This window comes from Marinomonas dokdonensis (genome assembly GCF_052747885.1).
The window spans coordinates 436267-462833 of the sequence record NZ_JBRAND010000003.1; the positions used below are offsets into that span (position 1 = coordinate 436267).

Annotated in this window: 23 protein-coding genes; 12 read left to right on the top strand and 11 right to left on the bottom strand. The window is 46.0% G+C overall.

Features of this window, described 5'->3' with window-relative positions; genetic code table 11:
- Positions 1 to 147: 147 nt before the first annotated feature.
- Positions 148 to 918: a DeoR/GlpR family transcriptional regulator gene (locus ACUM5Y_RS09860; protein WP_445976706.1), complete on the bottom strand. Its 771-nt coding sequence runs from the start codon at positions 916 to 918 to the stop codon at positions 148 to 150.
- Between the two features lie 146 nt (positions 919 to 1064).
- Here ACUM5Y_RS09860 and glpK point away from each other — a divergent pair, with 146 nt between their 5' ends.
- Together glpK and ACUM5Y_RS09870 are read left to right on the top strand one after the other, a co-directional pair.
- Positions 1065 to 2549: a glycerol kinase GlpK gene (gene glpK / locus ACUM5Y_RS09865; RefSeq protein ID WP_445976707.1), complete on the top strand. Its 1485-nt coding sequence runs from the start codon at positions 1065 to 1067 to the stop codon at positions 2547 to 2549.
- A 76-nt stretch (positions 2550 to 2625) separates the two neighbouring features.
- Positions 2626 to 2916 carry a hypothetical protein gene (locus ACUM5Y_RS09870; RefSeq protein ID WP_445976708.1) on the top strand — a complete coding sequence of 97 codons (291 nt, stop codon included), beginning with the start codon at positions 2626 to 2628 and terminating at the stop codon, positions 2914 to 2916.
- Positions 2917 to 2963: 47 nt separating this feature from the next.
- Here the strand turns inward: ACUM5Y_RS09870 and ACUM5Y_RS09875 are convergent, their stop codons facing one another.
- The 3 genes from ACUM5Y_RS09875 to ACUM5Y_RS09885 form a co-directional block, all read right to left on the bottom strand.
- Positions 2964 to 3479: a DUF501 domain-containing protein gene (locus tag ACUM5Y_RS09875; protein WP_445976709.1), complete on the bottom strand. Its 516-nt coding sequence runs from the start codon at positions 3477 to 3479 to the stop codon at positions 2964 to 2966.
- Positions 3480 to 3497: 18 nt separating this feature from the next.
- On the bottom strand, positions 3498 to 3908 hold the full coding sequence (locus tag ACUM5Y_RS09880) for an energy transducer TonB (protein ID WP_445976710.1): 411 nt from the start codon (positions 3906 to 3908) through the stop codon (positions 3498 to 3500).
- Positions 3909 to 4147: 239 nt separating this feature from the next.
- Positions 4148 to 5557 (bottom strand): aminotransferase-like domain-containing protein, encoded by a 1410-nt coding sequence (locus tag ACUM5Y_RS09885; RefSeq protein ID WP_445976711.1) that lies wholly within the window; start codon positions 5555 to 5557, stop codon positions 4148 to 4150.
- A 259-nt stretch (positions 5558 to 5816) separates the two neighbouring features.
- Between ACUM5Y_RS09885 and ACUM5Y_RS09890 the strand changes: the two genes are divergently transcribed.
- A complete protein-coding gene (locus ACUM5Y_RS09890) occupies positions 5817 to 7823 on the top strand; it encodes a methyl-accepting chemotaxis protein (RefSeq protein ID WP_445976712.1) in 2007 nt (668 codons plus the stop codon).
- 83 nt (positions 7824 to 7906) lie between these two features.
- Positions 7907 to 8386 carry a peroxiredoxin gene (locus ACUM5Y_RS09895; protein ID WP_445976713.1) on the top strand — a complete coding sequence of 160 codons (480 nt, stop codon included), beginning with the start codon at positions 7907 to 7909 and terminating at the stop codon, positions 8384 to 8386.
- A gap of 66 nt (positions 8387 to 8452) precedes the next feature.
- On the opposite strand, the gene ACUM5Y_RS09900 is transcribed toward ACUM5Y_RS09895, so the two are convergent.
- The gene (locus tag ACUM5Y_RS09900; RefSeq protein ID WP_445976714.1) at positions 8453 to 9754 is read right to left on the bottom strand and encodes a methyl-accepting chemotaxis protein; all 1302 of its coding nucleotides are present in this window, start codon (positions 9752 to 9754) and stop codon (positions 8453 to 8455) included.
- 213 nt (positions 9755 to 9967) lie between these two features.
- The gene (locus ACUM5Y_RS09905; protein WP_445976715.1) at positions 9968 to 10951 is read right to left on the bottom strand and encodes an aldo/keto reductase; all 984 of its coding nucleotides are present in this window, start codon (positions 10949 to 10951) and stop codon (positions 9968 to 9970) included.
- 225 nt (positions 10952 to 11176) lie between these two features.
- On the opposite strand from ACUM5Y_RS09905, the gene ACUM5Y_RS09910 reads away from it, so the two are divergent.
- Both ACUM5Y_RS09910 and aroQ read left to right on the top strand, forming a co-directional pair.
- The gene (locus ACUM5Y_RS09910; RefSeq protein WP_445976716.1) at positions 11177 to 12121 is read left to right on the top strand and encodes an AEC family transporter; all 945 of its coding nucleotides are present in this window, start codon (positions 11177 to 11179) and stop codon (positions 12119 to 12121) included.
- A 61-nt stretch (positions 12122 to 12182) separates the two neighbouring features.
- A complete protein-coding gene (gene aroQ, locus ACUM5Y_RS09915) occupies positions 12183 to 12632 on the top strand; it encodes a type II 3-dehydroquinate dehydratase (protein WP_445976717.1) in 450 nt (149 codons plus the stop codon).
- An 86-nt stretch (positions 12633 to 12718) separates the two neighbouring features.
- Here aroQ and ACUM5Y_RS09920 read toward each other — a convergent pair whose 3' ends face one another.
- Positions 12719 to 13444 carry a sulfite exporter TauE/SafE family protein gene (locus tag ACUM5Y_RS09920; RefSeq protein ID WP_445976718.1) on the bottom strand — a complete coding sequence of 242 codons (726 nt, stop codon included), beginning with the start codon at positions 13442 to 13444 and terminating at the stop codon, positions 12719 to 12721.
- Positions 13445 to 13632: 188 nt separating this feature from the next.
- Positions 13633 to 14949 (bottom strand): Xaa-Pro dipeptidase, encoded by a 1317-nt coding sequence (gene pepQ / locus ACUM5Y_RS09925; protein WP_445976719.1) that lies wholly within the window; start codon positions 14947 to 14949, stop codon positions 13633 to 13635.
- Between the two features lie 167 nt (positions 14950 to 15116).
- Here pepQ and hutC point away from each other — a divergent pair, with 167 nt between their 5' ends.
- Positions 15117 to 15872, top strand: a complete 756-nt coding sequence (gene hutC, locus ACUM5Y_RS09930) for a histidine utilization transcriptional repressor HutC (RefSeq protein ID WP_445976720.1) — start codon at positions 15117 to 15119, stop codon at positions 15870 to 15872.
- A 14-nt stretch (positions 15873 to 15886) separates the two neighbouring features.
- On the opposite strand, the gene ACUM5Y_RS09935 is transcribed toward hutC, so the two are convergent.
- Together ACUM5Y_RS09935 and ACUM5Y_RS09940 are read right to left on the bottom strand one after the other, a co-directional pair.
- On the bottom strand, positions 15887 to 16489 hold the full coding sequence (locus ACUM5Y_RS09935) for a HutD/Ves family protein (protein ID WP_445976721.1): 603 nt from the start codon (positions 16487 to 16489) through the stop codon (positions 15887 to 15889).
- On the bottom strand, positions 16482 to 17897 hold the full coding sequence (locus ACUM5Y_RS09940; protein ID WP_445976722.1) for a formimidoylglutamate deiminase: 1416 nt from the start codon (positions 17895 to 17897) through the stop codon (positions 16482 to 16484). The genes ACUM5Y_RS09935 and ACUM5Y_RS09940 overlap by 8 nt, the downstream gene beginning before the upstream one ends.
- 303 nt (positions 17898 to 18200) lie before the next feature.
- Here ACUM5Y_RS09940 and hutU point away from each other — a divergent pair, with 303 nt between their 5' ends.
- The 5 genes from hutU to ACUM5Y_RS09965 all read left to right on the top strand — a co-directional run bounded on the left by hutU (position 18201) and on the right by ACUM5Y_RS09965 (position 25608).
- On the top strand, positions 18201 to 19889 hold the full coding sequence (hutU, locus tag ACUM5Y_RS09945; RefSeq protein ID WP_445976723.1) for a urocanate hydratase: 1689 nt from the start codon (positions 18201 to 18203) through the stop codon (positions 19887 to 19889).
- A gap of 62 nt (positions 19890 to 19951) precedes the next feature.
- Positions 19952 to 21490 (top strand): histidine ammonia-lyase, encoded by a 1539-nt coding sequence (gene hutH / locus ACUM5Y_RS09950; RefSeq protein WP_445976724.1) that lies wholly within the window; start codon positions 19952 to 19954, stop codon positions 21488 to 21490.
- A gap of 4 nt (positions 21491 to 21494) precedes the next feature.
- Entirely contained in the window at positions 21495 to 22718 is a 1224-nt protein-coding gene (gene hutI, locus ACUM5Y_RS09955; protein WP_445976725.1) for an imidazolonepropionase, read from the top strand.
- The gene (hutG, locus tag ACUM5Y_RS09960; protein ID WP_445976726.1) at positions 22715 to 23554 is read left to right on the top strand and encodes an N-formylglutamate deformylase; all 840 of its coding nucleotides are present in this window, start codon (positions 22715 to 22717) and stop codon (positions 23552 to 23554) included. The genes hutI and hutG overlap by 4 nt, the downstream gene beginning before the upstream one ends.
- A gap of 611 nt (positions 23555 to 24165) precedes the next feature.
- The gene (locus ACUM5Y_RS09965; protein ID WP_445976727.1) at positions 24166 to 25608 is read left to right on the top strand and encodes an FAD-dependent oxidoreductase; all 1443 of its coding nucleotides are present in this window, start codon (positions 24166 to 24168) and stop codon (positions 25606 to 25608) included.
- 43 nt (positions 25609 to 25651) lie between these two features.
- Here the strand turns inward: ACUM5Y_RS09965 and ACUM5Y_RS09970 are convergent, their stop codons facing one another.
- Positions 25652 to 26536 (bottom strand): diguanylate cyclase domain-containing protein, encoded by an 885-nt coding sequence (locus tag ACUM5Y_RS09970; RefSeq protein ID WP_445976728.1) that lies wholly within the window; start codon positions 26534 to 26536, stop codon positions 25652 to 25654.
- Between the last annotated feature and the right edge of the window lie 31 nt (positions 26537 to 26567).

Below are 26567 nucleotides of genomic sequence, written 5' to 3' on the forward strand. Positions count from 1 at the left end.
ATATGTTCGAAAGTGAACATTATTGTTCGATATTAAACTTATAAAATGCTGCTGGCAACCTAGAGGGCCTGAAAAATTGTTGAAAAACTATGCAAACCCTCCAGATCAAAGCTTGCCATCTGGAGGGAGAAGTAGGGGAGAAAAGAACTATTTGGTTTTACAGAGCTCTAGGTGAACCTGATGCTCAGACATAAGGTTGATAATGGCTTTAGGGGGCGTTAGGTCGGTGAAAAGGCGATCTACCTGAGTGAGGTTACCTAAACGCACCACTGCATTGCGGCCAAACTTTTCACTGTCAGCGGCTAAGAAAACCGTACGGGAATTGGAAATAATGCTTTGAGCAACACGCACTTCTTGGTAGTCGTAGTCCAACAAAGAGCCATCATTTGGGTCGATGCCACTAATGCCAATGATGCCGTAGTCGACGCGAAATTGGTTGATAAAATCAATGGTGGCTTCTCCCATAATACCGCCATCACGAGAGCGCACAGCGCCACCGGCGATAATCACGTTAAAGTCTTCTTTACCGCTTAAAATGGTGGCTACATTGAGGTTGTTGGTGATGACTTGGAGGCCCTGGTGGTTTAATAACGCTCTGGCTACTGTCTCTGTGGTGGTACCTATATTGATGAATAGCGAGGCATTATTCGGGATCTGCTCGGCAATGCGCTTGGCGATTTGTTGCTTGGCGGAAAGTTGTAAAATCTGACGGGTAGCGTAGGAGACATTGGTTGTGCTGGAGTCGTAGCTGGCCCCCCCATGATGTCGACGAATCTTGTTTGCTTTGGCCAACACATTTATGTCACGGCGTATGGTTTGTGGTGTCACCGCAAAGTGCTCAGCAAGTTGGTCAATACTAATATAACCTGTGTTCTTAACAAGGATGACTATTTGCTCTTGGCGAGTTAGTTGTCCCATAGGTTTTTCGTCTCCAAAATGTTTATGCTTGCTAAAGGTGTAGGCATTGGTTTTTAATATGGAACATTCGATTTTGAATATTGAAGTTCAAAAATAATAATAGGCAACTCGTTTTCGAGTGCCATCAACATCAAAGAGAATTCCACATGACTCAATATATTCTTGCAATAGATCAAGGAACGACCAGTTCACGGGCTATTTTATTCGATGAAAAAGGCGCTCGAATAGGGCAATCCCAGCAAGAATTTCCGCAAATATTTCCTAATGATGGTTGGGTTGAACATAACCCAGAAGACATCTGGTCTTCTACCATTGCTGTGTGTCGTTCAGTATTAGAGGATACAGGTATTGATGCCAAATCGGTAGCCAGTATCGGTATCACTAACCAGCGTGAAACAACCATCTTGTGGGACACAGAAACAGGCGAAGCCATTTACAATGCGATTGTGTGGCAAGACCGAAGAACCAGTGAATTCTGTCAGTCTTTGCATGACCAAGGTTACTCAGGCATGGTGCAAGAAAAAACAGGGCTGTTAATTGACCCTTACTTTTCTGCCACCAAGATACGTTGGGTGCTAGACAATGTGGCTGGGGCGAAAGAGAAAGCTCAAGCGGGGCGTCTGGCATTTGGCACTGTTGATACCTTTTTACTATGGCGTTTAACGAATGGGCAGTCTTTTAAAACGGATGCTACAAACGCTGCTCGCACCATGGCTTTCAATATCCATACCCAAGAATGGGATCAGCAACTCATTGATGTTTTAGGAATTGGTGAAGTTCAGTGGCCAGAAGTCATGGACTGTAGTGATGATTTTGGCGTAATCGATGCTCAATGGCTGGGAGCAGAAATCCCCGTCAATGGTATCGCTGGGGATCAGCAAGCTGCATTGGTGGGCCAAGCTTGCTTTACGCCCGGTATGATCAAAAGCACCTATGGTACAGGCTGCTTTATGATCTTAAATACGGGTAACAAGGCTATTACTTCTCAGCATAAACTGCTGACCACAGTTGGCTACCGTATTAATGGTGAAGTCACTTATGCGCTTGAGGGCAGTATCTTTGTGGCGGGGGCTGCCATTCAATGGCTAAGAGACGGTTTAAAACTCTTTACGGATGCCAAAGAAACGCAACGCCTTGCTCAGCAAGCGAAGAATGATGCCTCAGTATACTTGGTGCCCGCTTTTACTGGACTTGGAGCGCCTTATTGGGACCCAGATGCTCGCGGTGCCATGATAGGCTTAACGCGAGATACCAGTGTGGAAGACATTGTTAGTGCCGGATTACGCTCTGTTTGTTATCAAAGTAAAGATTTGGTGGGAGCGATGCAACAAGACGGCGCTGTTTTCCATTCGTTGCGGGTAGATGGCGGCATGGTAGTGAACAATCTCGTGGTGCAGTTCTTAAGTGATATTCTCGATATTCGCGTAGAACGCCCTGAAATTACGGAAACTACCGCTCTTGGCGTGGCTTTCTTAGCGGGACTAAAGTGCGGTATTTACCAGTCTCTAGACGAAGTTGCTGACTTCTGGAAGGCCAACAAAACCTTCGAGCCAGAGATTGATAGTGCGACCAGCGAGCGATTATATCAAGGCTGGCAAAACGCAGTAGAGCGTGTAAGAACTCGTAACTAGTATTGATTCATGAAGGCTTAATGGGTTTAAATGAAGTTTACTTCATTTGCCCATTGATTCTTAGAAGGCTCGATTAATGTCCAAACAGTTTGCAGAAGTACAACAAGAAGATTTTATGAAATTTGGTGGCGAACGCCCCAGCTATTTAGAAATTGAAGATGCCTTGATGGCTTTAGGCGGTCACGGAGTTAATGGAAATAACTACAAAAATGAAATGGTTAAACTAGCGGGCTGGACGGGTGGTGCACTGACCACATACGCACAGCGACCAGAAGTGGCTCAAGCTGCTTTTAATAAAATCCGCTTGGTTCTTCATAAGGTTAAAAAACCCGAAACATTGCGCGCTTACCTAGAAAAAACAAAATAGAAAGACAGGTGTACTAGAAATTCTGCCCCGTCTTTCTATTTCAATTGTTACTCTGCGTCGGCAATGGCACGTATGCCATACTCTTCATCTAGAATGCGACCAATGACATTATCGCCAGCAAGGTGATGAGCATATTGCATGTGTAAGCAACGTACTTGATCCCAGTTAGCAATGCCGCCGATGCCTAACTTTTCAAACAAAGGCTTAAAGCCTTTCTCTTCAATAATTGCCTTGTGCTCTGGTTGCATAACATCCCAGCGGCGCGCGATATAGTCGCGATGGGAGTTGTGGTGCGCCTCTCTTAAATCTGCATCGTCTTTAATGCGCTGTTCTAGCTCCTTCACAACACCTTGGCTTTCAATCTTAGCCAGTGCTTTATCAATGGCTTTGCTGGATAGCCAATATAACGTTGGGAAGGGCTGATTAAAGACCCAAGTTTCCATTTCTAGGACTTGAGGAACGCCATTAGGTGAGTAATGTGCAATAGCGCTGATACCACTTGGTGTTCGGCCAAGCTGTGACGTGATGATATCAATATCACCTTGAGAAATTGTTTGAGTCATGGGGGAATTGTGTACTTTTTATAGGGTGAATGCGGGGAACTGTGCGGCGAACTTTTGAATCCACTCGGCGGCGGCTTCATTATAATTAAGACGACGGCCTTCATTTTTAGCTCGACGTCGATAGTGCTCTATCTGGGATAGCTGCTCTACCATGCGTACGGAATAACAGGCTTCTTGGGTAGGGAATTCGATGGCAATGAGATAACCGCCTTCTTCTTTATTACACCAGGCAACGCGACCACAGACACAGAAGTTAGGATCAATCTCTTCTAGAGTAACTTCAACACAAGCGCCACTGTCAAAAGCACATGAGGTTAAATAGGTAATGCCTGCAAATCCAGTTCGTTCACTATTACACGGAGGAAAGTGTTGATCCTCAATGGCGGTGAGCTTTAAAGGAAGTTCATTTGGGTGTGCAACAAATTCCATCGAAACAAGCCAATTTTTATTCTAGACAATTAATTTATCGGCCAGTACGGCACAAGGTTTAAAAAAGAATGAGCGATTGTACGCTTTTTGTTCTGCCTGTACAGATGAAAATTGACCTAGCCGTCATGATTTTTATAGATTTCGCTTATATAGTGCACGGCCTTTAATTGTATTACTAATAAAACGCCAAAATTGTCCAAAATAAAGACCATAAAACGGATTTATCCTAATACTAGGGCTTATTTAAGCTGTTGGTAACAAAGTTTGCCGAGCAAACGCAAGGCGGCGTCAGAGTAGTTATCCCAGTTCAATGCGTAATTCAGTCGGAAGTGATGCTTGAACTCTGCACTCAAGCTGAAGGCTAGGCCGGGTAATATGCCAATGTTGTTTTCTAAGGCTTGGGCGTGCACCTGCATGGCATCTATTTCTTTAGGCAGTGTTACCCAAAGTAAGAAACCGCCTTTGGGACTAGAGAACTCTGTGCCCTCAGGGAAATGCTGCTGAATGAGTTGTTGGCAGTGTTGTAAGTTTTCTTGGTAGGTTTGCCGAGTTTTGCGCAAGTGCCTATCGTACGCTCCATTTTCTAAAAAGTTTGCGATGGCGGTTTGAGTAAGAGTCGGGATCGCTAGAGATTGGGCATAGGCGAGATGATTGATTTTAGCGTGCAAACTGCCACCAATGATCCAGCCAATGCGAAATCCTGGCGCAATACTTTTCGAAAAAGAGCTGCAATAGATAACTTTTCCGAGTTTATCATCAGCTTTTAACGCTCTTTCACGTTTAGCAAAATAGCCAAGCTCACCGTAAACATCATCTTCAATGATCATGAAATTATGCTGGTCAGCACATTCTAGTAAGCGTTTGCGATTAGTTGAAGAAAGGGTAGCTCCTGTCGGGTTCTGATTATTGGGCGTCACTATGCAGGCTTTAATAGATTGATTGTGAACAGCATCATTTAATCGCTCTAAGTCTATTCCATGCACACTGTCACAAGGTATTTCAATCACGTTCAGGTTAAGCACTTCCACTGCTTGCAAGATGCCGTGGTAGGTTGGGCTCTCAATGGCAATAGTATCACCCGCTTGAACAACCGCCTGTAATGCAAGAATTAAAGCATTCTGACAACCAAGGGTAATGACAATATCATCAGGTTGTAGCTGACAGCCGGCATCGAGCATGCGAATGGCAATTTGTCGACGCAAGCTTAATGACCCGGGTGTAAACTCATACGCAGCACAAATCTCTGGCTCTAAACGCATTAACCGCCCTACGGAACGTTGTAGCTGGCGGATTGGTAGGAATTGGCTGTTAGGAATCGCTGCGCCAAACTGGATGATGTCTTCATCCTGAGAAGCGTGTAGCAAGCGACTGAGTAGGGCGTGGGTACTGGTGTCTTTTTTGCTGCTGTCTGGAATGGTAGGGGATTTTGTCAGGCAGTGTTCTTGGACGAAATAGCCCTTTTGAGGCCGCGCCTTAATAATTCCGCGGTCCTCAAGCAAACTGTAGGCCTGTAAAACTGTAGCAACGCTGACTTCCATTTGCTTACTGGATTTTCGAACTGAAGGGATTTTCGCGCCCGCGGGGAAAATGCCTTCCTGAACTTGCTGTTCAATTGTGTTGGCGATTTTCTCGTAAAGGGGTGCGTCCATATTTTTCATCATCGAGCTCAAAAGTGTTGATGATTAATTTACCAGATTGACCCTTCGAATGAAATCGGTATGCTTTGTGCTTACATGGTTAACCAAATGGTCGAAATTAAGAGGGTGTGCATGAATTTCGTGCAAATAGCCCTTACAAGTAGGCCGCTAGCTAAAAATTGAGGGCATTCGGAGAGCTCCTTAGTTTTTATATTATCTGCACTGACACTATTTTTTAATACAGGGTTTGTATGGTGGTGGCTTGGTGTCCGTGCAGAAAACTTTTTCTAAAGGCTTATTGATTATGTCATTGTCTGTTATACAGCGAATTGTTCTGGGTTTTGGCGTGCTTTTGCTACTTTTGCTAGTGCTTGCGGCGTCTGGTTTTTCAGGTATTGCGAAACTTGAGTCTCGACTTGATGTCGTTACGGGAGAAGTCACAGATATTGTCAGCACAAGTAATTATGTAAGCGATGAGTTGGCCTTTCTCAATACCTCAATGATGCAATACTTATTGAGTAAATCCCCTGACTCTTTAGCGAGTTTGGAAGAGGATTTCACCCATCACCGTAATGAGTATGAGAATGCCTTTAAGACCCTAATGTCGCTAGTGCAAGAACAGCCGGAGATGCTGAACTCTCTTACGAACATTAACAGTCAAGCAAACGCTTTTTTTGAGAGCAGCGCAGTTGCCTTTGTTAATCATAAAAGAATGCTGGAATTACAAAACAAAATTGTAAGTGAAAAATTAGACTTAAAAGACTCGTTAAACTTCTCGGTAGAGGATTTAGGGTTTCTTGTGGAAGGAGGGGATACTTCTGAAATCCAATTTGCCGCCTCCTACATGCTTAGTCAAATGGAAAGCCTCGCGGTCACAGTGAATGACTATTTTGACCAGAATGAGTTGGAATCTTTGGAATCCTTCCGCTCACAAATGGCCTCGACCATCACTAGTATTAAATCCAAACAAGCATACGCAGACGATGACAATATAAACGAACTTATTGCTGAAGTTGAACATGGTGTTGTTTCCCCGGAAGGCGTTGTTGCTGAATACTATGAATACATTAGCCTGGCTGCTAGCGCTGAAGTATTGGCGCAAAGCTTAGCGAGTAGTATGCAAGTGGTCGTAGATAACACAGCTTTATTGCTGGCTGAAACGACCGTGATGCGCAACCAAGCGAAAGAGCAAGCGAAAGATGTTGCAAGGCTTTCTATGACAAGTATGGGGATTGTCTCTGTTGTCTCTATTTTAATCGCTGTGTTAGTGGCGTTATGGGTAAGTAAAAGCATACGTAAGCCTTTGGCAGAGATCATGTCAGTACTAGGCGATATTTCAAAAGGCAACTTTACTCGCCGTAGTGAAGTAACCAGTAAAGATGAGTTTGGTGAACTGTCGCGCTGGGTCAATCAGTTGGTGAATAACCTACAAGAAGTCATTAAGAACATAGATCAAGCGGCTAATGATGTGTCCAATGCGGCACAATCAAACCTCAATTTAGCAGCGGATTCTAAGCACAAGATGTCATTGCAAAATGACCAGACCACCAGTGTTGCTTCGGCAATGACAGAGATGGTGGCGACGGTGCAAGAAGTAGAAAAAAACACCGAAATTACCTTCCATCAGATACAAGATCTTGACCAAAGAGCAACGGATAACCGACAAAAAATGCAACGCAACATTGCTGAAGTCGAAAGCTTAGTGAAAAACATTGAGCAATCTACCCAAGTCGTTAATCAGTTGGATGAATATTCACAAAGCATTGGTCGGATTTTAGAAGTGATCCAAGGCATAGCTGAGCAGACGAATTTGCTGGCCTTGAATGCGGCAATAGAGGCTGCACGGGCGGGGGAGCAAGGCCGAGGCTTTGCCGTAGTTGCCGATGAAGTGAGAACTTTGGCAAATCGTACTCATGATTCAACCGAAGAAATTCAGGGTGTCATCACACAGCTGCAAAAAGGGGTTAAAGAAACCGTATTCAGTATGCAAACTAGTTGTGAAAGCGCCCACAGCAGTGTGGAAGATGCTCGTTCGGTTGGTGAGTCATTAACTGAGCTACAAGTGTGCATGGAAGAGATTCGCCACTTAAGTACCCAAATTTCAACGGCGGCAGGTCAACAGTCTGCGGTGGCTCAAGAAATTAATCGCAGCATACATGACATCGCTGATATGTCGGAGCAAGTGTCTCAGAGTGCGGCGCAAAGTGAAACGGGGAGTACAGAGCTTTCCTCATTAGCAGACCGTCAAAAGGCATTGCTGCAACAATTTACTGTTTAGAAAGGGATAGGCTATTAAAAGCATTCAACCTTAGCGCTAACTTTGTTGTAATATAGGCGCAACTTAGTTGCTAGGAGATAAAAATGTCGATTCAAATCGGTGATATGTTGCCAAATGGGCAGTTTCAAATCATGGGTGAAGAAGGTCCTGAAACCCTTGATGTCACTGAGTTTTTTAACGGCAAAACAGTGCTTATGTTTGCCGTGCCAGGCGCATTTACCCCTACCTGTAGTGCCAGCCACTTACCAGGTTATGTGGTGCATTATGATGCGATCAAAGAGAAAGGGGTTGATGAAATTGTCTGTCTCACAGTCAATGATGTGTTTGTGGTTCATGCATGGGGTCAGGCACACAATGCTGAACACCTAGTTATGGCAGCAGACGGATTAGCAGAACTTACTTGCTCTCTTGGCCTTGAATTAGATATTTCAGCCGCAAAAATGGGCATCCGTAGCCTTAGATACGCCATGCTTGTTAATAACGGCATTGTGCAACAGTTATGGTTAGATGAGCCCGGTGAATACAAAGTCAGCTCTGCTGAATATGTATTGTCTCAGTTGTAGACTTTTAAGCTTGTAAAAAAAGGCGCTCTAATTTTATTAGAGCGCCTTTTTTGTGAGACAAAGAAGTTATTTATTGTGTAGCAGCTTAGTGACAGTTGATGTCACATGCTCAGCGCCCTGTAGGATCTCATCGATCAAGCCAGAAGCCTCATTGATTAATTGGGCATTTTCACTGGATCGTTCACTAACTTTATCCATACTGGCTTTCGCCTTACGAGTCAGTTCGCTGTTCTGAGCCACCATATCTTCAATTTCAACGGTCGAGGTACTGGTGCGCGCCGCTAGAGTACGAACTTCGTCTGCGACGACTGCAAAACCACGACCATGCTCACCCGCTCTGGCCGCTTCAATCGCAGCGTTAAGAGCAAGAAGGTTCGTCTGGTCTGCAATAGAGCCAATGGTGGTAACAATTTTGGCAATGTTTTCTGATTGCTGATGCAACTGCTCGATCAAGTGTGTAGATGAGCTAACGTCTGCAACGATTTGATCTGATGTCGCAACCGTTCTACGCAAAATTTCTGCACCGCTCTCAGATACTTGAGCGGTTTTAAGAGAGGTGGAGTGAGCAACTTCTGCCGCGTCTTGAATCGCATGCTTCTCTTCAATGCGTTTACTGATATCCGAGGCCACTTTCAGTATTTTGACCACTTTGCCTTCATGGAAAACAGGGTTATAGCTGGCTTCCAGCCAAATTCTACGACCGTGCTTGTTTATACGTTCGAATTGGCCCGCAACAAAATGCCCTTCCTCAAGATGCTTCCAAAAATCTGGATTCTCTTGATAGAACTCTTCCGTACAGAACTTACGGTGATGCTGTCCGACTATATCCTTTAGGGCGTAGCCCATGGTATCAAGGAAATTTTCATTGGCTGTAATGATTGTGCCGTCTGGGAAAAACTCGATGGTTGCAGAAGAGCGGTCAATGGCTGAATAAACAGCTTGTTGTCGATCGGACATTTCTTTAGCTTGTGTAACATCCGCCGCAATCTTAACCACTTTGACGATTTTGCCATCTCTTTCCACTGGGAAGTAAGTAGCTTCCAACCATAAGTCTGAACCATCTTTGCGCTCGCGTTGGAAAGTGCCTTGATGGCTTTTACCTGCGGCTAGTTGCGGCCAGAAGTTTTTATATTCTGTGCTTTGTGCCACTTCTTCTGGGCAGAAAATGACATGTTTTTTACCTTGTATTTCAGCAAGGGTATATCCGGAGGCTTTAAGAAAGTGTTCATTGGCTTCAAGTATGGTGCCATCGGGCAAGAAGCTGATGGTGGCACAAAACTTATTCATTGCTTGTATAAAAGCGCTATCTTCTAGAAACGTATCATTTTTTGTTTCTGCATCTAACTCTGGACGTTTTCTAAAGAACATAGTCAACCTTCTAATAATGGTGAAGCTGTTGTAGGAATATCCTTACATTTTAATCTAGATAATATAGATGTAAACAAAGATTAATGATGTAAGTTTATGTAACTGATTTGGCAGGTTTTTATCATAAATGTTCATAAAATAAGGAATGATAGGGCCGCTGCTAATATATTAAATTTATATTTATCTAATGCAACAAATAGGTGTTTTTAAGTATCAATTAAATTCTTCTGTATCAATATCTTGCTGCTGTTCTTGATTGTACCGTGCCCCGTAAACATTATTTTGATTTATATCATTGTCTAGTAAATCTAGTTGCTGGGATGATAGGGAAATGCTTGTCGCAGCCAGATTTTCTTCCATGTGCTGTAAAGATCGGCTGCCTGGAATGGCGCGAATATGTTCACCTTTTGAGCTTAGCCAAGCTAAAGCCAGCTGAGCCGGTGTGCAGGCCAGTTCAGCGGACATGGATTGCAAAGTATTTAATAAAGGTAGGTTCTGCTCAAAATTTTCTGGGGAAAATCTAGGCATGGAGTGACGCATATCCGAGCGATCTAATTGATTTATATCTTTCAATTGGTTGCTTAAAAATCCTCGCCCTATTGGACTAAAAGCAACAAACATAACCCCAAGTTGCTGGCATGCATCAAGTGCTGCTATCTCAGGGTTTCGAGTCCATAGTGAATACTCAGACTGTAGTGCACTGATGGTAAATTCTCTGTGTGCTTTGGTAAGTGTTGTGGCGGACACTTCGGATAATCCCACCGCACCGATTTTGCCTTCTTTTACTAAGTCACCCAGAGCGCCGACACTCTCTTCAATTGGAACATCTCTGTCCATACGATGAAGATAATAAAGATCAATATGGTCTGTTTGTAGGCGCTTTAAACTGTCCTCACACTGGCGCCGCAAGTTTTCGGGGCGGCCATTAATCTGCCTTTTGCCATTGATGTTTTCCATACCGCATTTACTGGCTAAGAAAACCGAGTCTCGACTGGACTTTAGGGCTTTGCCGACAATTTTTTCATTATTTCCAGCACCATAAAGAGTGGCGGTATCAAAATGTTGATAGCCCATATCTACTGCTCGTTGAATAAGCGCTATGGCTTGTGTATCGGCTAATGGTTCTCCGTAAGCATGGGATACATTCATGCATCCTAAACCTATGAATGGTCGCTGGGATAGATTATCTTGTGGCATCTTGTGCACTTCCTTTAATTAATAAGGCCCATGTAAAAATATTGATGAATTAAACACTTAGCAATGTTTGGTTAAGATTGAGTCTTATTTAAGTTTCTTTTAGTATGACAAAATAGGTTATTCGTATTCTTGATTCTTCTTTATCAAGGATCTTATTTCTAGTAACTATTTTCAGTTAAAAATTCGTCTCAATTGTATAGTGCTTTTTAGCAAGGATATTCTTCCATGGAAGCTATGTTAACCATTACTGCCCCAATATTCTTTTTAATATTGTTAGGGTTTTTAGCCGTACGTCATGGTTTCTTAGCATCCGAAGCCTTGCCATCTTTAAGCCGCTTTATTCTGTATTTGGCCTTGCCTGCGCTAATTTTTACCAAGCTCTCCAGCATGAACATCCGTGATCTGATCGATCTAGATTATATCTTTGTATATGCCGTGGGTGGACTGTTGGCCTTTAGTATCACTATTTTAACGGCACGCTTTGTCTTTCGTCAGCCTTGGGATTTATCTGGTGTGCGAGGTGTAGGTGGGAGTATGCCAAACAGCGCCTTTATTGGCTTACCGGTTCTTATTCAGTCTTTTGAACATACTCCAACTCAAGCCTTTGCCATGGCTTTGATTGTCGAGAATGTGGTGTTTTTACCTATCTTTCTATTTTTTGTGGAAACCATGAAAGGACAAAGCCAAGCGAATGGCCAAAGTTCTGGCGCTGGTGTCATGATAGTCGTGGCGAAACGACTAGTGACAAACCCATTACTCTTGTCTGTGGTAAGCGGATTGGTTTTCTCTTTGCTAGGCCTACAGTTACCAGACTTCATGCAGCAGAGTTTTACTTTATTAGGTGGCGCGGCAGCGTCTACGGCACTGGTTGTTATAGGTGGCTCTTTGGTGGGTGTCTCCATTCGTGGGCAGTTAAGCCAAATTGGTTTGGTGGCCATGGTGAAACTCATGCTGTTTCCGCTCATCGCATCATGCTTGTTGATATTCACTCCGAACATGGACCAAGATTTAAAACTTGCGGTGGTGATATTGGCGGCTATGCCTATGTTCACTTCCTACCCAATTATTTTTGGTGAGTATGGAGAGAAAGGCTTCTGTGCCAGTGCCTTACTGGTGACAACAGTGTTGTCATTTTTTACCCTGAGCGTATTGTTAAGCTTTTTGGTATAGACTATCGGGTCAATATCATTACGCCCAGATGGGACAGTGCAAAGCAATTGAGGAGTGTTGAATGTCGAAGATCATGGTGCTAAACGGCCCTAACCTTAATCTACTAGGGAGTCGAGAGCCGGAGCAATATGGCCACGAAACCTTAGCCGATGTAGAAGCCATGTGTGCTGTAGAAGCGCAACGCTACGGTCATGAAGTAGAGTGCCGTCAGTCAAACCATGAGGGCGTATTGATCGACGCAATACACGAAGCTGGGCAGCGTATCAAAGCGGGTGAAATGCTCGGTGTTGTCTTTAACCCAGGTGCTTACACTCACACCTCAGTAGCGCTACATGACGCGATAAAAGGGGCGGAAGTACCTGTGATCGAAGTGCATATTTCAAACGTACATACCCGTGAAGCATTTCGTCATCATTCTTATATTTCGCCTGTGGCAGCAGGCATTGTGGTGGGCATGGGCATACAGGGCTATGTGCTTGGTATCCAAGGTCTTATTCACAAAACTCGTTAATACCTCTTAATTCCTCATAAAGCGATAAGCACTGGCTTTATGAGGATTCGCTTTCCCAATGACACTCAGTCAACCGAAAGACCAGCCTAGTGGCTACTAAACAGGCGTACCGCAGCGATGGTGGTCATGATGCGTATCAACCATTTCACTTGGCTAAATTTCAGTTTATTTACTGTCCAGTAACCAATTAAACAACCCACCAGTAAACCGGGTAGCGCTTGTACGCTGTAGCTTAGGCTATCTGTTGTAAGCAGCCCTAGGCTATAGAACATAGGCAGTTTAAAAATATTGATAAAGAAGATGCACCAAGCACGGGTCGAGATATAGTGCTCTTTAGGTAGCTTTTGCGCCATGAGGTAGAGGCTGAATAGAGGGCCAGCGGCATTGGAAACCATGCTGATGAATCCCGCGAAGGCACCTAAAACACCACCAGTGGTTTTGTTCTGCATAAAGCTTGTATCGTGGGTGTCGAGCCAAAGCCCCAGTAAAAGCATCCCCGCGATTATTACCCCAAGAATAGTATTAAAGGATTCGGCATTAATAAAAGACAGTAAGTAGGTGCCGAGCACTACACCGACCAGAGCCAGAGGAATGACTTTGGCTAATACCGACCAGCTAATGCCTTTGCGGTAGCTGATGATGGCAAGTATATCGATCAGGAGGTTAATGGGTATTAAAATACTCAGAACCTCTGGGCCTGGAAAAACCACCATAAGAAGCGGTAGAACAAGCAATCCCATGCCACCGATTGAAAATTTAGAAAAGCCTGAGAGTAGGCCTGCGAGCAGTAAAAAAAGAAGGGTTGTATCCATTATATGTGTCCTGTTTCAAACGCTGACTGAAGTCCACTCGGCTTGTGACTAAGTGGTGTGAGCTAGGCTATTATTCTACGCTTTTTTGGGTGATTTTTCACCAGTTAAGCGCGCTAGGATAGCGACTATAACGGCCACGAATACAGGCTTTGGAGGTGGCCTTTGAGGGGGCAAAGGCCACCTAGATTTTAGTGAGCAGAGGCTTGCAAAAAGGCTTCGCGGGTTAAATTAAGGGCCAGCTCTTTTTTCACCACCACATTGTCTTCAATGCGAATGCCGCCATAAGGCAGCAAGCGTTTGATTTTTTCTAAATCACAACCATGGTCTTTAATGTCATCCTGCATTTTCTCCAGCAACATAGGGATAAAGTACAAGCCGGGTTCGATGGTCACGACCATGTTTTCTTCTAGGCTGCGGGTGAGTCGTAGGAAGGGGGCTTGCTCAACTTTACGTGTGTTACCTGCTCGGTCCTGCTGGAAGCCACCTACGTCATGTACTTGTAGGCCGAGCAGGTGGCCGACCCCATGAGGGAAGAATACCTGTGGGATTTTTTTGGCAAGCTGTTCTTCCACACTCAATTGGCAAATACCATGGTTTTTCAAACACTCTGCAATGGCGATTAAGGTCTGCTGATGAAGATCTGGGTAGTCCACCCCAGCCTGAGCTTGGTTGGCGATCTGCTGCTCTAAAGCATCCATACTTTCCACTAATGCGCTGAACTCATCAGCATAGCGGGTAAAGGTGCGGGTAACATCACTGGCGTAACCATGCTGACTGGCACCGGCGTCAATCAGCAGGGTGCGTGACTGAGGATTACTTTGTGGGCTTTTATGCTCGTAATGTAATACTGCGGCGTGCTGATCTAGTCCGACAATACCAGGGTAGGGCTCTTGGTCGGCCGTTTGTCGGCTGGCCTGCAAATAGGCAAGGTGAATGTCTAATTCACTCGCGCCTTCTAAAAAAGCTTGTTTGGCAGCAAGATGGCCCAGCACTGCGCGCTCGTTAGCCTGCTTAATGGCAGCGATTTCAAAGTCCGTTTTTATAGCTTTGTCGTAATCAATAAATGCTTTTAGGCCTTCACAAGGTTTGGCGAAATCTTGGGGCTGAGGGCCTAGCCATGCAGTGTCTTGAGAGAGTTGACTAAACACCTTGTCGTCTTGGCGAGCACAGACAATCAGCCATTCTTGGCTCCATTCTCCTGCTGGCACTGGATTTGGTGCATGCCAGAAATCATCACGCACAGGCCAGATAAGCGTCGGCTTTTTGCCTGCTCGTAAAATAATGTAGGTTTCCGCCCCTAGGCTAAAAGGTAGCCATTGTTGGGCACCTGAATAGGCGTGGTAGGGAAAGGTGTGATCGTCTTGGAAGTAATAACTTTTGGCGCCACTGGCCAATACTATGGCTTCTAAGCCAAAGTGGTACATGGCCCGCTCGTACCTTTCTTGCAATGTCTTTAAATGCGCCTGATATAAAGCATGTGATGGAGTAGTAGAGACGGTTTGCATAGACGAATACCTCGAAGAAAAAGCGCCACGATGTCGAGTAGGCGACGCAAGGAAAAAGTCAGTTTAGCGCGGCAGGTAAAGTATGGCTATTGTCTCGGCTTGTGTTGTTTAAAAAAGCTGATACAGGCTACAATATCTGTCTATTTTTTGGCTACTTGGAACCTCTTTTGACCGCACCCACTTCGACACTATTGAGCAATCTGTTTGATGATCTGCCAGATACCCCACAACCAATCTATGCCAAGTTAAAGCAGGCGATTTCGTTGAAGATATCTTCTGGAGAGTGGCAGGCAAATCAGCGTGTGCCTTCTGAAGCGGAAGTTGTTAACGCGCTGGGGATGAGCCGCATGACGGTGAACCGTGCTTTGCGTGAATTAACAGCGGAAGGTTTGTTAGTTCGTCATCAGGGCTTAGGAACTTTCGTTGCGGAAAAGAAAGCCCACTCGGCGCTATTTGAAGTTCATAACATAGCGGAAGAAATTTCTGCTCGTGGTCATCAGCACAGAGCGCAACTATTGGTGCTAGAGAGCGCTAAGGCGTCGGTGGAAGAGGCTATGATGCTAGGGGTGCGGACTAATCACGAAATCTATCGTTCCGTGGTGTTGCACTTTGAGAATGAGTTACCGATTCAGATTGAAGAGCGAGTGGTTAATGCCAAACTCACGCCAGATTACGATAAACAGGACTTCACTCAGCAGACTTCCTACGCTTACTTAATGAGTGTTGCTCCGATGACAGAGGGTGAACATCTAGTGGAAGCCATCTTGCCGAGCGAATTGGAGTGCCAGCGGTTGCAAATTTCTTCCCAAGAACCTTGCCTGCAAATCAAGCGCCGTACTTGGTCTGGGGAAGACATAGTCACCGCCGCTAGACTCCTGCATCCGGGCTCCCGCTTTCAGTTATTCGGACACTTTGGACGCTAGGCATTTGCCGAAAGTTACTTGGCGTAAATGCCTATCTCCACACCTTGCCCTGTTATGAGGGAAACCTCCATGCTCTCATGAAGGATCACGAAACTGCCTTGGGCGATGGGGTGCGTCTTTTTGTTGGTCGCCAGTTCACAGTCTTGATGAGCATAAAAAGCGCGCAGTAAGGCAGGGGATGAAGTGCTCGGGTGCAAAACGCAGGGACCGTAACAGGCCTTCACTTGGGCTTGGCTGTCTTTATCTCGCACCATGATGTTCAAATCTTCAATAGCCCCTTGGTGAAGCTTGGCAAAGGTGTTATCCGCTCCTGAGAAAGTCGCCGTATCCAGCGCTCGTTGTAGTTGGTGGCTATAGTGTTGCTGATCATGCTGATGGCTTAGGGTCATGCCAGTATCGGAGAGTAGCACTAAGGTACGTTCTAACCCCGTAAAGTCTGAAAATATCCCGTCCTTAACCACCGCCGCTTGGCTAATGCGAAAACGCACCCCTTCAGCATCTTCATGTAGGTAAATCTGTTGGGTGACTCCCAAACCATTTTTCCATGGCATGGGGGTAAATGCCTCTTTTGTAATCAGTACTAAGTCGTCTTCTAAATAAGTGCCTTGATCAGTCATACATCACCTTTTTAATCACCTGAATAAATGCCCGTCGGCTGCTCTCTTCTAATGGGTGGTGGAAATCTTTAATGACCTGTTGTCCGCAGACGAAGACGTCCTTTATAAGGTTTTCATTGCAAGCAAATAACCAACGATTAAGCAGATCTTGCGGTGCACTGGCGGCCATGAAAGGGTGCTCGGGATCGAGCTGCATAAAGTCTGCACGATGGCCGGGGGCAAGGCCGAGTTCAACACCGCAGGCTTGATTGCCTCCAGCTAAGGCTTGAGTAAACAAGTGATCGCCCACATGATTTTGCCCAGCATTATGCAGACGATTACGTTGTTGGTCACGAAAGCGCTGGCTGTATTCTAGTGTGCGTAATTCTTCCACCAGAGATAAGCTCACATGGCTATCTGAGCCAATGCCCCAGCGGCCATTTTGTGCGCTAAAGTCTACCCCCGGAAAAATTCCGTCCCCAAGGTTGGCTTCTGTGGTGGGACATAAGCCCACTACCGCTTGGCTGTTGGCGATGGCGGTGATTTCTTTTTGGTCTAAATGGGTTGCGTGTACCAAGCACCAGCGGTCGTCTAAGCCTATGTTATCGTTTAGCCATTGCACTGGCCGTTGGCCGCTCCACGTCTTGCAATCATTGACTTCTTTTTGCTGCTCAGCAATGTGAATGTGGATCGGCAATGCGCTGTCCAATTGGCTGAGTACAGTGTCGATTTGTGGCTGAGTGACTGCTCGTAAGGAATGGAAACAGATGCCCATTTGGTGTTTGTGCTGGTGATTTGTGTCGCGCTTATTGAGCTGGCTAAGGGCCTCACTGGAGACTTGGTGTAAGGCCAAATACTCGTCGGCACTGTTAATAAAGCGTGCTTGCCCTGCACTTGGGGTTTGTCCACCAAAGCCAGCGTAAGAATAAAGTACCGGTAATAAGGTTAAGCCTATGCCTGAGTTTTGAGCAGCCTGCATAAGTTGTAAGGCCATTTCTTCCACTTGGGAATAGGCTTGTCCGCCGGGGGCATGATGTAAGTAATGAAATTCTGCAACCTGGCTGTAGCCCGCTTTAAGCATGTCTATGTAGAGTTGGGTCGCAATGACCTGTGCATCTTCTGGGCTAAGCTTTTGCACCACCTTATACATCAGGTCTCGCCAACTCCAAAAGCTGTCATTGGGATTCAAGCTGACTTCTGCGGCACCTGCCATGATGCGCTGAAACGCGTGGGAGTGTAAGTTGCCTATGGTGGGTAGCACTGGACCATCAAGCAGAGTGTCGCTTTCAACTAGGGTGCTGTCAGGTTGGACGTGAGTAAAGCGTCCCTGTTGGACACTTAAGCGCACATTAGAAGCCCAACCAGAAGGCAATAAAGCACGTTCAGCGAAGTAGTGTTGTAAGGGAGCAGAAGCTTTCGTTGTTGACACGATTATGTCCTTCTATAAGCCACGATATAAAGTTTGAGTGTAATAGAATTTACAATGTATATACAAGTTTAAGTTTTTTATCAGCGCCTATTCTATTTTTGACCTCGTAATCTCCTCCTATAGACAGCAGTTAATACGTTTAATTCTTCAATAGAAGAGGATATTTTTCGATTATCTGCGAAATTTCGAGAAAAAATACTTGCATCTTGCAATGATTAAAATTATGTTTTCGTTAAGTTGTATATACATTTAAATTTTATTGAGTGCAGATCATCCTGAACTCCTCTTGAAAAGGTAAGTAAAATGACTCAACAAACTCTTGCTCAAAAACGCTTTCGCGCCGGCGAAGTGAAAGCCGCCACTGGTAATAAATTGACTGCTAAGTCTTGGTTTACTGAAGCACCAATGCGCATGCTGATGAATAACCTCGACCCAGAAGTAGCAGAAAATCCAGAAGAATTAGTGGTTTATGGTGGTATTGGGCGTGCAGCACGTGATTGGGAATGCTACGACAAGATTGTTGAGACACTTAAAAACCTTGAAGAAGATGAAACCTTATTGGTGCAATCCGGAAAACCTGTGGGGGTTTTCAAAACTCATTCCAATGCACCACGAGTGCTAATCGCGAACTCTAACCTAGTGCCTCATTGGGCGAACTGGGAGCACTTTAACGAATTGGATGCCAAAGGTTTGGCGATGTACGGTCAAATGACCGCCGGCTCTTGGATCTATATTGGTAGCCAAGGCATAGTGCAAGGCACTTACGAGACGTTTGTGGAAGCGGGCCGTCAGCATTACGATGGTAACTTGACAGGACGCTGGGTATTGACCGCAGGTTTAGGCGGTATGGGGGGCGCACAGCCTCTTGCGGCAACACTTGCTGGTGCCTGTTCATTGAACATTGAATGTCAGCAAAGCCGTATCGATTTCCGTTTGAAAACCCGTTATGTGGATGAGCAAGCGACCGATTTGGACGATGCCCTAGCGCGTATTAAGAAATACACAGCAGAAGGCAAGGCGGTTTCTATCGCATTGTGTGCCAATGCTGCCGAAGTGTTACCTGAAATGGTAAAACGCGGTATTCGCCCAGATATGGTGACAGACCAAACTTCTGCCCACGATCCTTTAAATGGTTACTTGCCTGCTGGTATGAGCTGGGAAACGTACCGTGAAAAAGCGCAAACAGAGCCAAAAGCCATCGTAAAAGCGGCTAAACAGTCTATGGCTGTGCATGTGCAAGCTATGTTGGATTTCCAAAAAATGGGTATCCCGACTTTCGACTACGGCAACAATATTCGTCAAATGGCCATGGAAGAAGGGATCGACAATGCCTTTGACTTCCCAGGTTTCGTACCGGCTTATATTCGTCCGCTATTCTGTCGTGGTATTGGTCCTTTCCGTTGGGCCGCTTTGTCTGGTGACCCGCAAGATATTTACAAAACCGATGCTAAAGTGAAAGAGCTCATCCCTGATGACGCACATTTACACCATTGGTTAGATATGGCCCGTGAGCGTATTCAGTTCCAAGGTTTGCCAGCGCGTATTTGTTGGGTAGGTCTTGGTCAGCGCGCAAAACTAGGCCTAGCCTTTAACGAGATGGTTCGTAGTGGTGAGTTGTCTGCGCCGATTGTTATCGGTCGTGACCACCTAGATTCTGGCTCTGTTTCCAGCCCTAACCGTGAAACAGAAGGCATGCAAGATGGTTCGGATGCTGTATCCGATTGGCCTCTGCTAAATGCTTTGTTGAACACTGCGTCTGGCGCTACTTGGGTGTCGTTACACCATGGCGGCGGTGTAGGCATGGGCTTCTCTCAGCATTCTGGCATGGTCATCGTATGTGATGGTAGTGATGAAGCCGCAGAGCGTATTGCTCGCGTCTTAACGAATGACCCAGCGACAGGTGTTATGCGTCACGCGGATGCGGGTTATGATATCGCTATTGAATGTGCCAAAGAGCAAAACTTACATTTACCTATGATCACTGGCAAATAATTTTTGATACTCGCCATGATCAATAAAACAGTGCACTACAACGCACATTAAAGAGGAATACCATGTTCGAATTAACTATTCAGCCAGGCAAGTTAAGCCTGCATGATTTGCGTCAAATCAGTCGTCAAAAAGTGGCCTTAAGCCTAGACGAATCTGCCCTTGCTGGCATTCATGCCAGCACCCAAGTGGTCGATGATGTGATCGCTGAGAACCGTACCGTGTACGGCATCAATACAGGCTTTGGTCTACTGGCCAATACTCGTATTGCCCCAGAGGATTTGGATGAGCTGCAGCGCAGCATCGTCTTGTCTCACGCTGCCGGTATTGGTGAGTTGATGAGCGACAATACTGTGAAGCTGATTATGGCCCTTAAGGTAAACAGCTTGGCTCGTGGCTTTTCTGGTATTCGTCTGAAAGTTATCGAAGCCTTGATTACCTTGATCAACAAAGAGGTTTACCCTTGCATTCCACAAAAAGGTTCGGTGGGTGCATCCGGTGACCTAGCACCTTTGGCGCACATGAGTACTATCTTGTTAGGTGAAGGTAAAGCGCGTTACCGTGGTGAAATCATCTCTGGTGGTGCAGCGCTATCGATTGCGGGTCTTGAGCCGATTGCACTGGCGCCTAAAGAAGGCTTAGCTCTGCTGAACGGTACACAAGCCTCTACCGCATTTGCTTTGGAAGGCTTGTTCCATGCGGAAGATTTGTTTGCTTCTGCAGTAACCTGTGGTGCTTTGTCTGTCGAAGCGGCATTGGGTAGCCGTAGTCCTTTCGATGATCGCATTCATCAGGTACGTGGCCACCAAACACAAATTGATGCGGCAGCGGCTTATCGTCATTTGTTGGGTGAATCCAGTGACCTTGGCAATTCCCACGAAGATTGTGAAAAGGTGCAAGACCCTTATTCATTACGTTGTCAGCCACAAGTTATGGGCGCGTGTTTAGAACAAATTCGCAGCGCAGCGAAAGTGTTATGTGTAGAAGCCAACTCTGTTTCAGATAATCCGCTGGTATTTGCTGAACAAGGTGACATCATTTCAGGGGGCAACTTCCACGCTGAGCCGGTTGCCATGGCAGCGGATAACCTAGCCTTGGCCATTGCTGAAATTGGCAGCTTATCTGAGCGCCGTATGGCGTTGTTGATCGACAGCAACTTAAGTAAATTGCCGCCTTTCCTTGTGGATAATGGCGGTGTTAACTCTGGCTTCATGATCGCTCAGGTCACTGCGGCGGCTCTTGCAAGTGAGAACAAAACTTTTGCTCACCCAGCTTCTGTAGACAGTTTGCCGACTTCTGCGAACCAAGAAGACCATGTGTCCATGGCCACTTTCGCTGCTCGTCGCTTAAAAGACATGGCGGAAAATACTCGCGGCATTTTGGCGGTAGAAATTCTTTCTGCGGTACAGGGCTTGGATTTCCGCGCACCGTTAAAAACCAGTGAGCGCCTAGAGCAAGCCCGTGCAACCTTACGTGCTCGTGTGCCTTTCTATGATAAAGACCGTTACTTCGCGACGGACATCGAAAAAGCCAATGAGTTGCTTTTAGAAGCGGCTCACAATGACAGCATGCCGAAAGGCTTGTTGCCAAGCTTGGTGGCTTAAGACGATGGAATTGATCGAAAGCCCTGTGCAGTTTGACAGTATTTGGTTGGGTGGCCATGTAGCGACCATGGAAGCTGGTCAATATCATGCCATTCATGATGCCGCTATTGGTGTGAAGAATGGCCGTATTGCCTGGCTAGGGGAAGCTTCCCAGTTACCCGAATATCAAGCTGAACAAAGTCATGATTTGCAGGGGGCTTGGGTCACGCCGGGTTTAATTGATTGCCACACGCACTTGGTGTTTGGTGGTAATCGCGCGGGGGAGTTTGAGCAACGCTTAAATGGTGTAAGTTATCAGCAGATTGCTCAACAAGGGGGTGGTATCGCCGCTTCTGTTCGTGCTACCCGTGAAGCCAGTGAAGCAGAATTGGTGGCGAGTAGCCGCCGTCGTTTATTGAGTCTGATGCAGGATGGGGTGACCACGGTTGAAATCAAATCGGGTTATGGTCTGTCGTTAGAAAGTGAATTAAAGATGCTTAGGGTAGCGACTGAGCTAGAAAACACTTTACCCATTACGGTGAAGCGTACTTGTCTAGCCGCCCACGCTATGCCTCCTGAGTTTGCCGATAAAGACGCTTACATTGATCATTTATGTGATGTGGTGCTGCCAAAAGTGGCGGCCTTGGGCATGGCAGATGCGGTGGATGCATTCTGTGAAGGCATTGCCTTTAGTGTCGAGCAGGTGGAGCGCTATTTTAAAGTCGCCCAGTCTTTAGGCTTGCCTGTTAAATTACATGCTGAGCAGTTGTCTTCTTTGGGGGGGACGCGTTTAGCCGCTTCCTACAAAGCTTTGTCGGCGGATCATCTTGAGTTTATGGAAGAAGCGGATGTGGCCGCTATGGCCAAATCCGGTACGGTTGCAGTGTTGTTACCGGGCGCTTTTTATACCTTGAAGGAAACCCAGCTGCCACCAATGGATTTGTTGCGTGAGTATGGGGTGAAAATCGCCATTGCCACTGATGCGAATCCGGGCACTTCTCCTGCGTTATCCTTGCGTTTGATGATGAACATGGCTTGTACTCTGTTTTCCATGACACCAGAGGAAGCATTAGCTGGGGCAACCATTCATGCGGCCACGGCCTTGGGCATGGACGAAACTCATGGTAGTTTAGCGCTAGGTAAAGTCGCCGATTTCATTTGTTGGGATGTCGAGAGCCCGGGTGAACTTTGCTATTGGCTAGGCGGTAATTTAGTAAAACAAAGAGTACAGCAAGGTGTGGTGACATGAGTCCGTTTATAGAGCAAGCAATGCTTGAGGGAAAGATTCAACAGGCGTTTGAATTTCGTCCTTCACAAAGTCCTATCTTGGTGAGCATGCCTCATTCTGGGCTGTTTGTTACGCCTGCCGTTGCCGCTGAGCTCACCGAATCCGCAAAGAAATTACCGGATACGGATTGGTATATCCCTGAGTTGTACGACTTTCTTGAAAGCTTAGGGGTTGGTTGCATTAAGGCTAATTATTCACGTTATGTGATTGATTTGAATCGACCTTATGACGACAAACCTCTGTACGAGACGAAAACCACCGGTTTATTTCCGGATATCTTGTTTGCGGACTGCCCGGTATTTAAAGCGACTGGTGAACCAGATGAGGCCCATAAACAGCTATGTAAGGAACAAATTTGGCAGCCTTATCATCAGACTATTGAGGCAGAGTTAGAGCGTATTAAAGCGCAGTTTGGCTTTGCTATTTTGTTTGATGCCCACAGTATTGCAGCCCAAGTTCCTATGTTGTTTGATGGGGTTTTACCAGATTTCAATTGGGGCACGAATCAGGGTAAATCTTGTGATCAAAGTCTAGCCCATGTGGTCACTCAGGTGCTTAATCCAAATTATTCGCAAGTAGTGAATGGTCGCTTTAAAGGGGGGTATATTACTCGTGAATTTGGTCGCCCAGATGCTAATGTCCACGCTATTCAGCTAGAGCTCTCCCAAGCAACGTATTTGGTGGATGAACTAGCACAGCAACAGAGTTATCAACTGGATGACGCTAAGCTGTCTGCGATTAAGCAACAGCTTAAAGATGTGATAGAAGCTTTGTTAAGCCTTTCATTTTCGTCTTAAACCTTTTTCTCCCCTTGTTCAGTCTCCAAATCGGCTTGGTATGCTCTATTTGCTTGCGCCTGTCTCGTGCCTCGACGCGTCAGCGCAAATAAAGATACTCAAGCCCATTTCTTAGCTTTTCATGAAGAACAAAATGCGGGGTTCGCTTTAGCAGATCTCGGACGGCTTTCATCCATCTAAAACTCAGTGCAGCTTCAAGGGATTAACTCATGGATACCCTGATCGGCTTGGTATGCTCTATTTGCTTGCGCCTGTCTCGTACCTCGACGCGTCAGCGCAAATAAAGATACTCAAGCCTTTCGTAAGGCTTGATTTAGTTTTTGCTTTAGCTGATAAACAGACGGCTTTCATCCATCTAAAACCCTGCGCAACTCCAAGGAATTAACTCATGGTCACCCAAATCGGCTTGGTATGCTCTATTTGCTTGCGCCTGTCTCGTGCCTCGACGCGTCAGCGCAAATAAAGATACTCAAGCCCATTTTTATTGCTCTGTTTGAGTGGCTCAAGCCTTAATGTATCGGTGTAAATACAAATGTGAAATAGTGCTTGTGGGTGGAACAAGCTAATATGGCGAAATGGTAGGTTATTTCTAATTTGGTAGATGTGTATTAATGACAGCGGAAAATAAAGCAGCAGTTTGGGCGCCTTGTTCAAAATGCCAAGGGCGAGGTAAGCGCAGCCGTCGGGTGCGTAAAAAGGTGCGTTTAAGTTACTTAAAAGCACTGGCCGAGTTTGAGAAGGCAGGCTCGATCGGCGAGCCGCCCGAGCGCCCGAAAGGGCATCTGGATGATTGTGTCGATTGCTCTGGGTCTGGCCTTGTGTCTGCGCAGCAATGGTTGGAGCCTGATCGCGAAAATTTACCCCATGTGGCGATTATTGGAGGTGGTATCGGTGGTGTAGCTTTAGCCGTTGCTTGTCGTCATCGTGGTATTCCTTTCACTCTTTATGAACGTGATGATGGCTTTGCGGCGCGATCGCAAGGTTATGGATTGACGTTGCAGCAAGCCAGTAAAGCAATCGAAGGTTTTGGTCTGTTTGATTTACCTGATGGCGTTGTTTCCACCCGCCATGTGGTGCACAACACGCAAGGCAAGGTGCTGGGTGAGTGGGGCATGCGTAAGTGGTTGGCTGGGGAAAACGCATCGACCCCTAAGCGTACCAATATACACATAGCTCGTCAGTCATTACGCGCCGCTTTGTTGGAGCAGCTGGGCGGTGATGACCAAGTAAGTTGGGGGTATCAGTTGTTGGAGACTCGTCAACAAGATGGTGGCGTTGAGCTGGATTTCCTAGTGAATGGTCAAGTACAAACAGCTAAAGCAGATTTATTAGTGGGAGCCGATGGTATTCGCAGCGTAGTCCGCCAGCAGTTGGTGCCAGAAGACTTAGCCCCCTTGCGCTATCTAGGCTGCATGGTGATTTTAGGTATTTGTCCGTTAGCGAATTTAAATGGCTTACAGCATGAGCTATTGGACGGCGCGACGGTATTTCAAACGGCCAATGGTAACGAGCGAATTTACATGATGCCGTTTACGGCGGATTCGGTGATGTGGCAGTTGAGTTTCCCTTTGCATGAGGACGAAGCAAAGCTGCTAAGTCAGCAAGGCGCGCAGGCATTAAAAGCAGAAGCGTGTCGTCGAACCCAGTGGCATGATCCCATCCCGACCATTATGAAAGCCACCGATGCTTCGTTGGTCTCAGGTTATCCAGTGTACGATCGTTCTATGTTACAGCCGCAATGGTTGCAGCAAGGTGTTCATACCACTTTAATCGGGGATGCGGCCCACCCAATGAGTCCTTTTAAGGGACAAGGGGCCAATCAAGCTTTGTTGGATGCGTTAAGTTTGGCGAGAAGCCTTTATCAAGGTTGTGGGCCATATTCAAACTGGCGAGAAGTGGGCATTAGGCAAAGTGTTCTAAATGACTATGAAGCGGAAATGCTTGCCCGCAGTGAAGTGAAAGTGCGAGGCTCTGCTCAGGCGGCTGAGTTTTTGCATTCGGATATTGTGCTTTATGAAGGTGATGAACCTAGAGGTCGTTGTTTAGATAGGTAAGTTTTAATGGTTGGGTAAAGGATTTGTTATCCCAACCATTTTTTTAATGAGGCGTGGGTGCTTCGATACAGCAATTACGACCGCTAACCTTGCCTTGGTACATGGCTTTGTCCGCTCGATCAATGGCCGATTTTAGGGTTTCATCTGGCATAACCTTAGCGCAACCTATGGTGATCGTTAGGGGGATGGAGATGCCATTGGCTATGGTAATTGGTGCTAGGGCGACTATTTCTCGAATACGTTCAGCGGCATTAAAACAAGTGTCGTTTTCATGCTCGGGATGCATAAGAATGACGAACTCTTCGCCACCATAGCGATAAATTTTGTCATTCGCCCGCAGCATGGGAGTGATGATAGAAATTAAATGCTGCAGCAGTTGGTCACCAATATTGTGCCCGTATTGGTCGTTGACCCATTTAAACCTGTCCACATCTACTAGCATCACCACTAACGAATTATCTGCCGGTAAGCTTGAGGAGCGGGCTTTAAAGTCGAGATCTAGGCGTTGGCGCAAAGGCAGCTTGGTGAGCGCATCGGTAGGGGTAGTGCAATATAGTGCTTGAGTTTTAAAGTAGGCTAGATGGTCTAGTAAACCTTGTTGAGCTTTCTCGAACTCATCTAGGTCTTCTTCTTTGCCGGGGGCGCCCGCACAAATGCACTGAAAAATCTTACGAATGGCATCATGCATGGTTTTATGCTGATGAATTAGGTCGTAAGTTTTGTCTTCATCAATTGCAATAAACAATGCTTCTTGTTCAATGAGGAAACGCCCAAAACTGCATCTTTGGTGGGTGTCTTCGCGCAGGGCATCCTCTCCCGGTAAAGAGTGCAATACCGCGCATCTTAGAACACGATACGTCCATGTGAAATGAGCTTTTTGGGCCGCATCGAGCTCATCCACGAACTGCTCGAAGTTATATTCCATCATTGCTAACCTGATAATTTACGAAAAGCTAAGG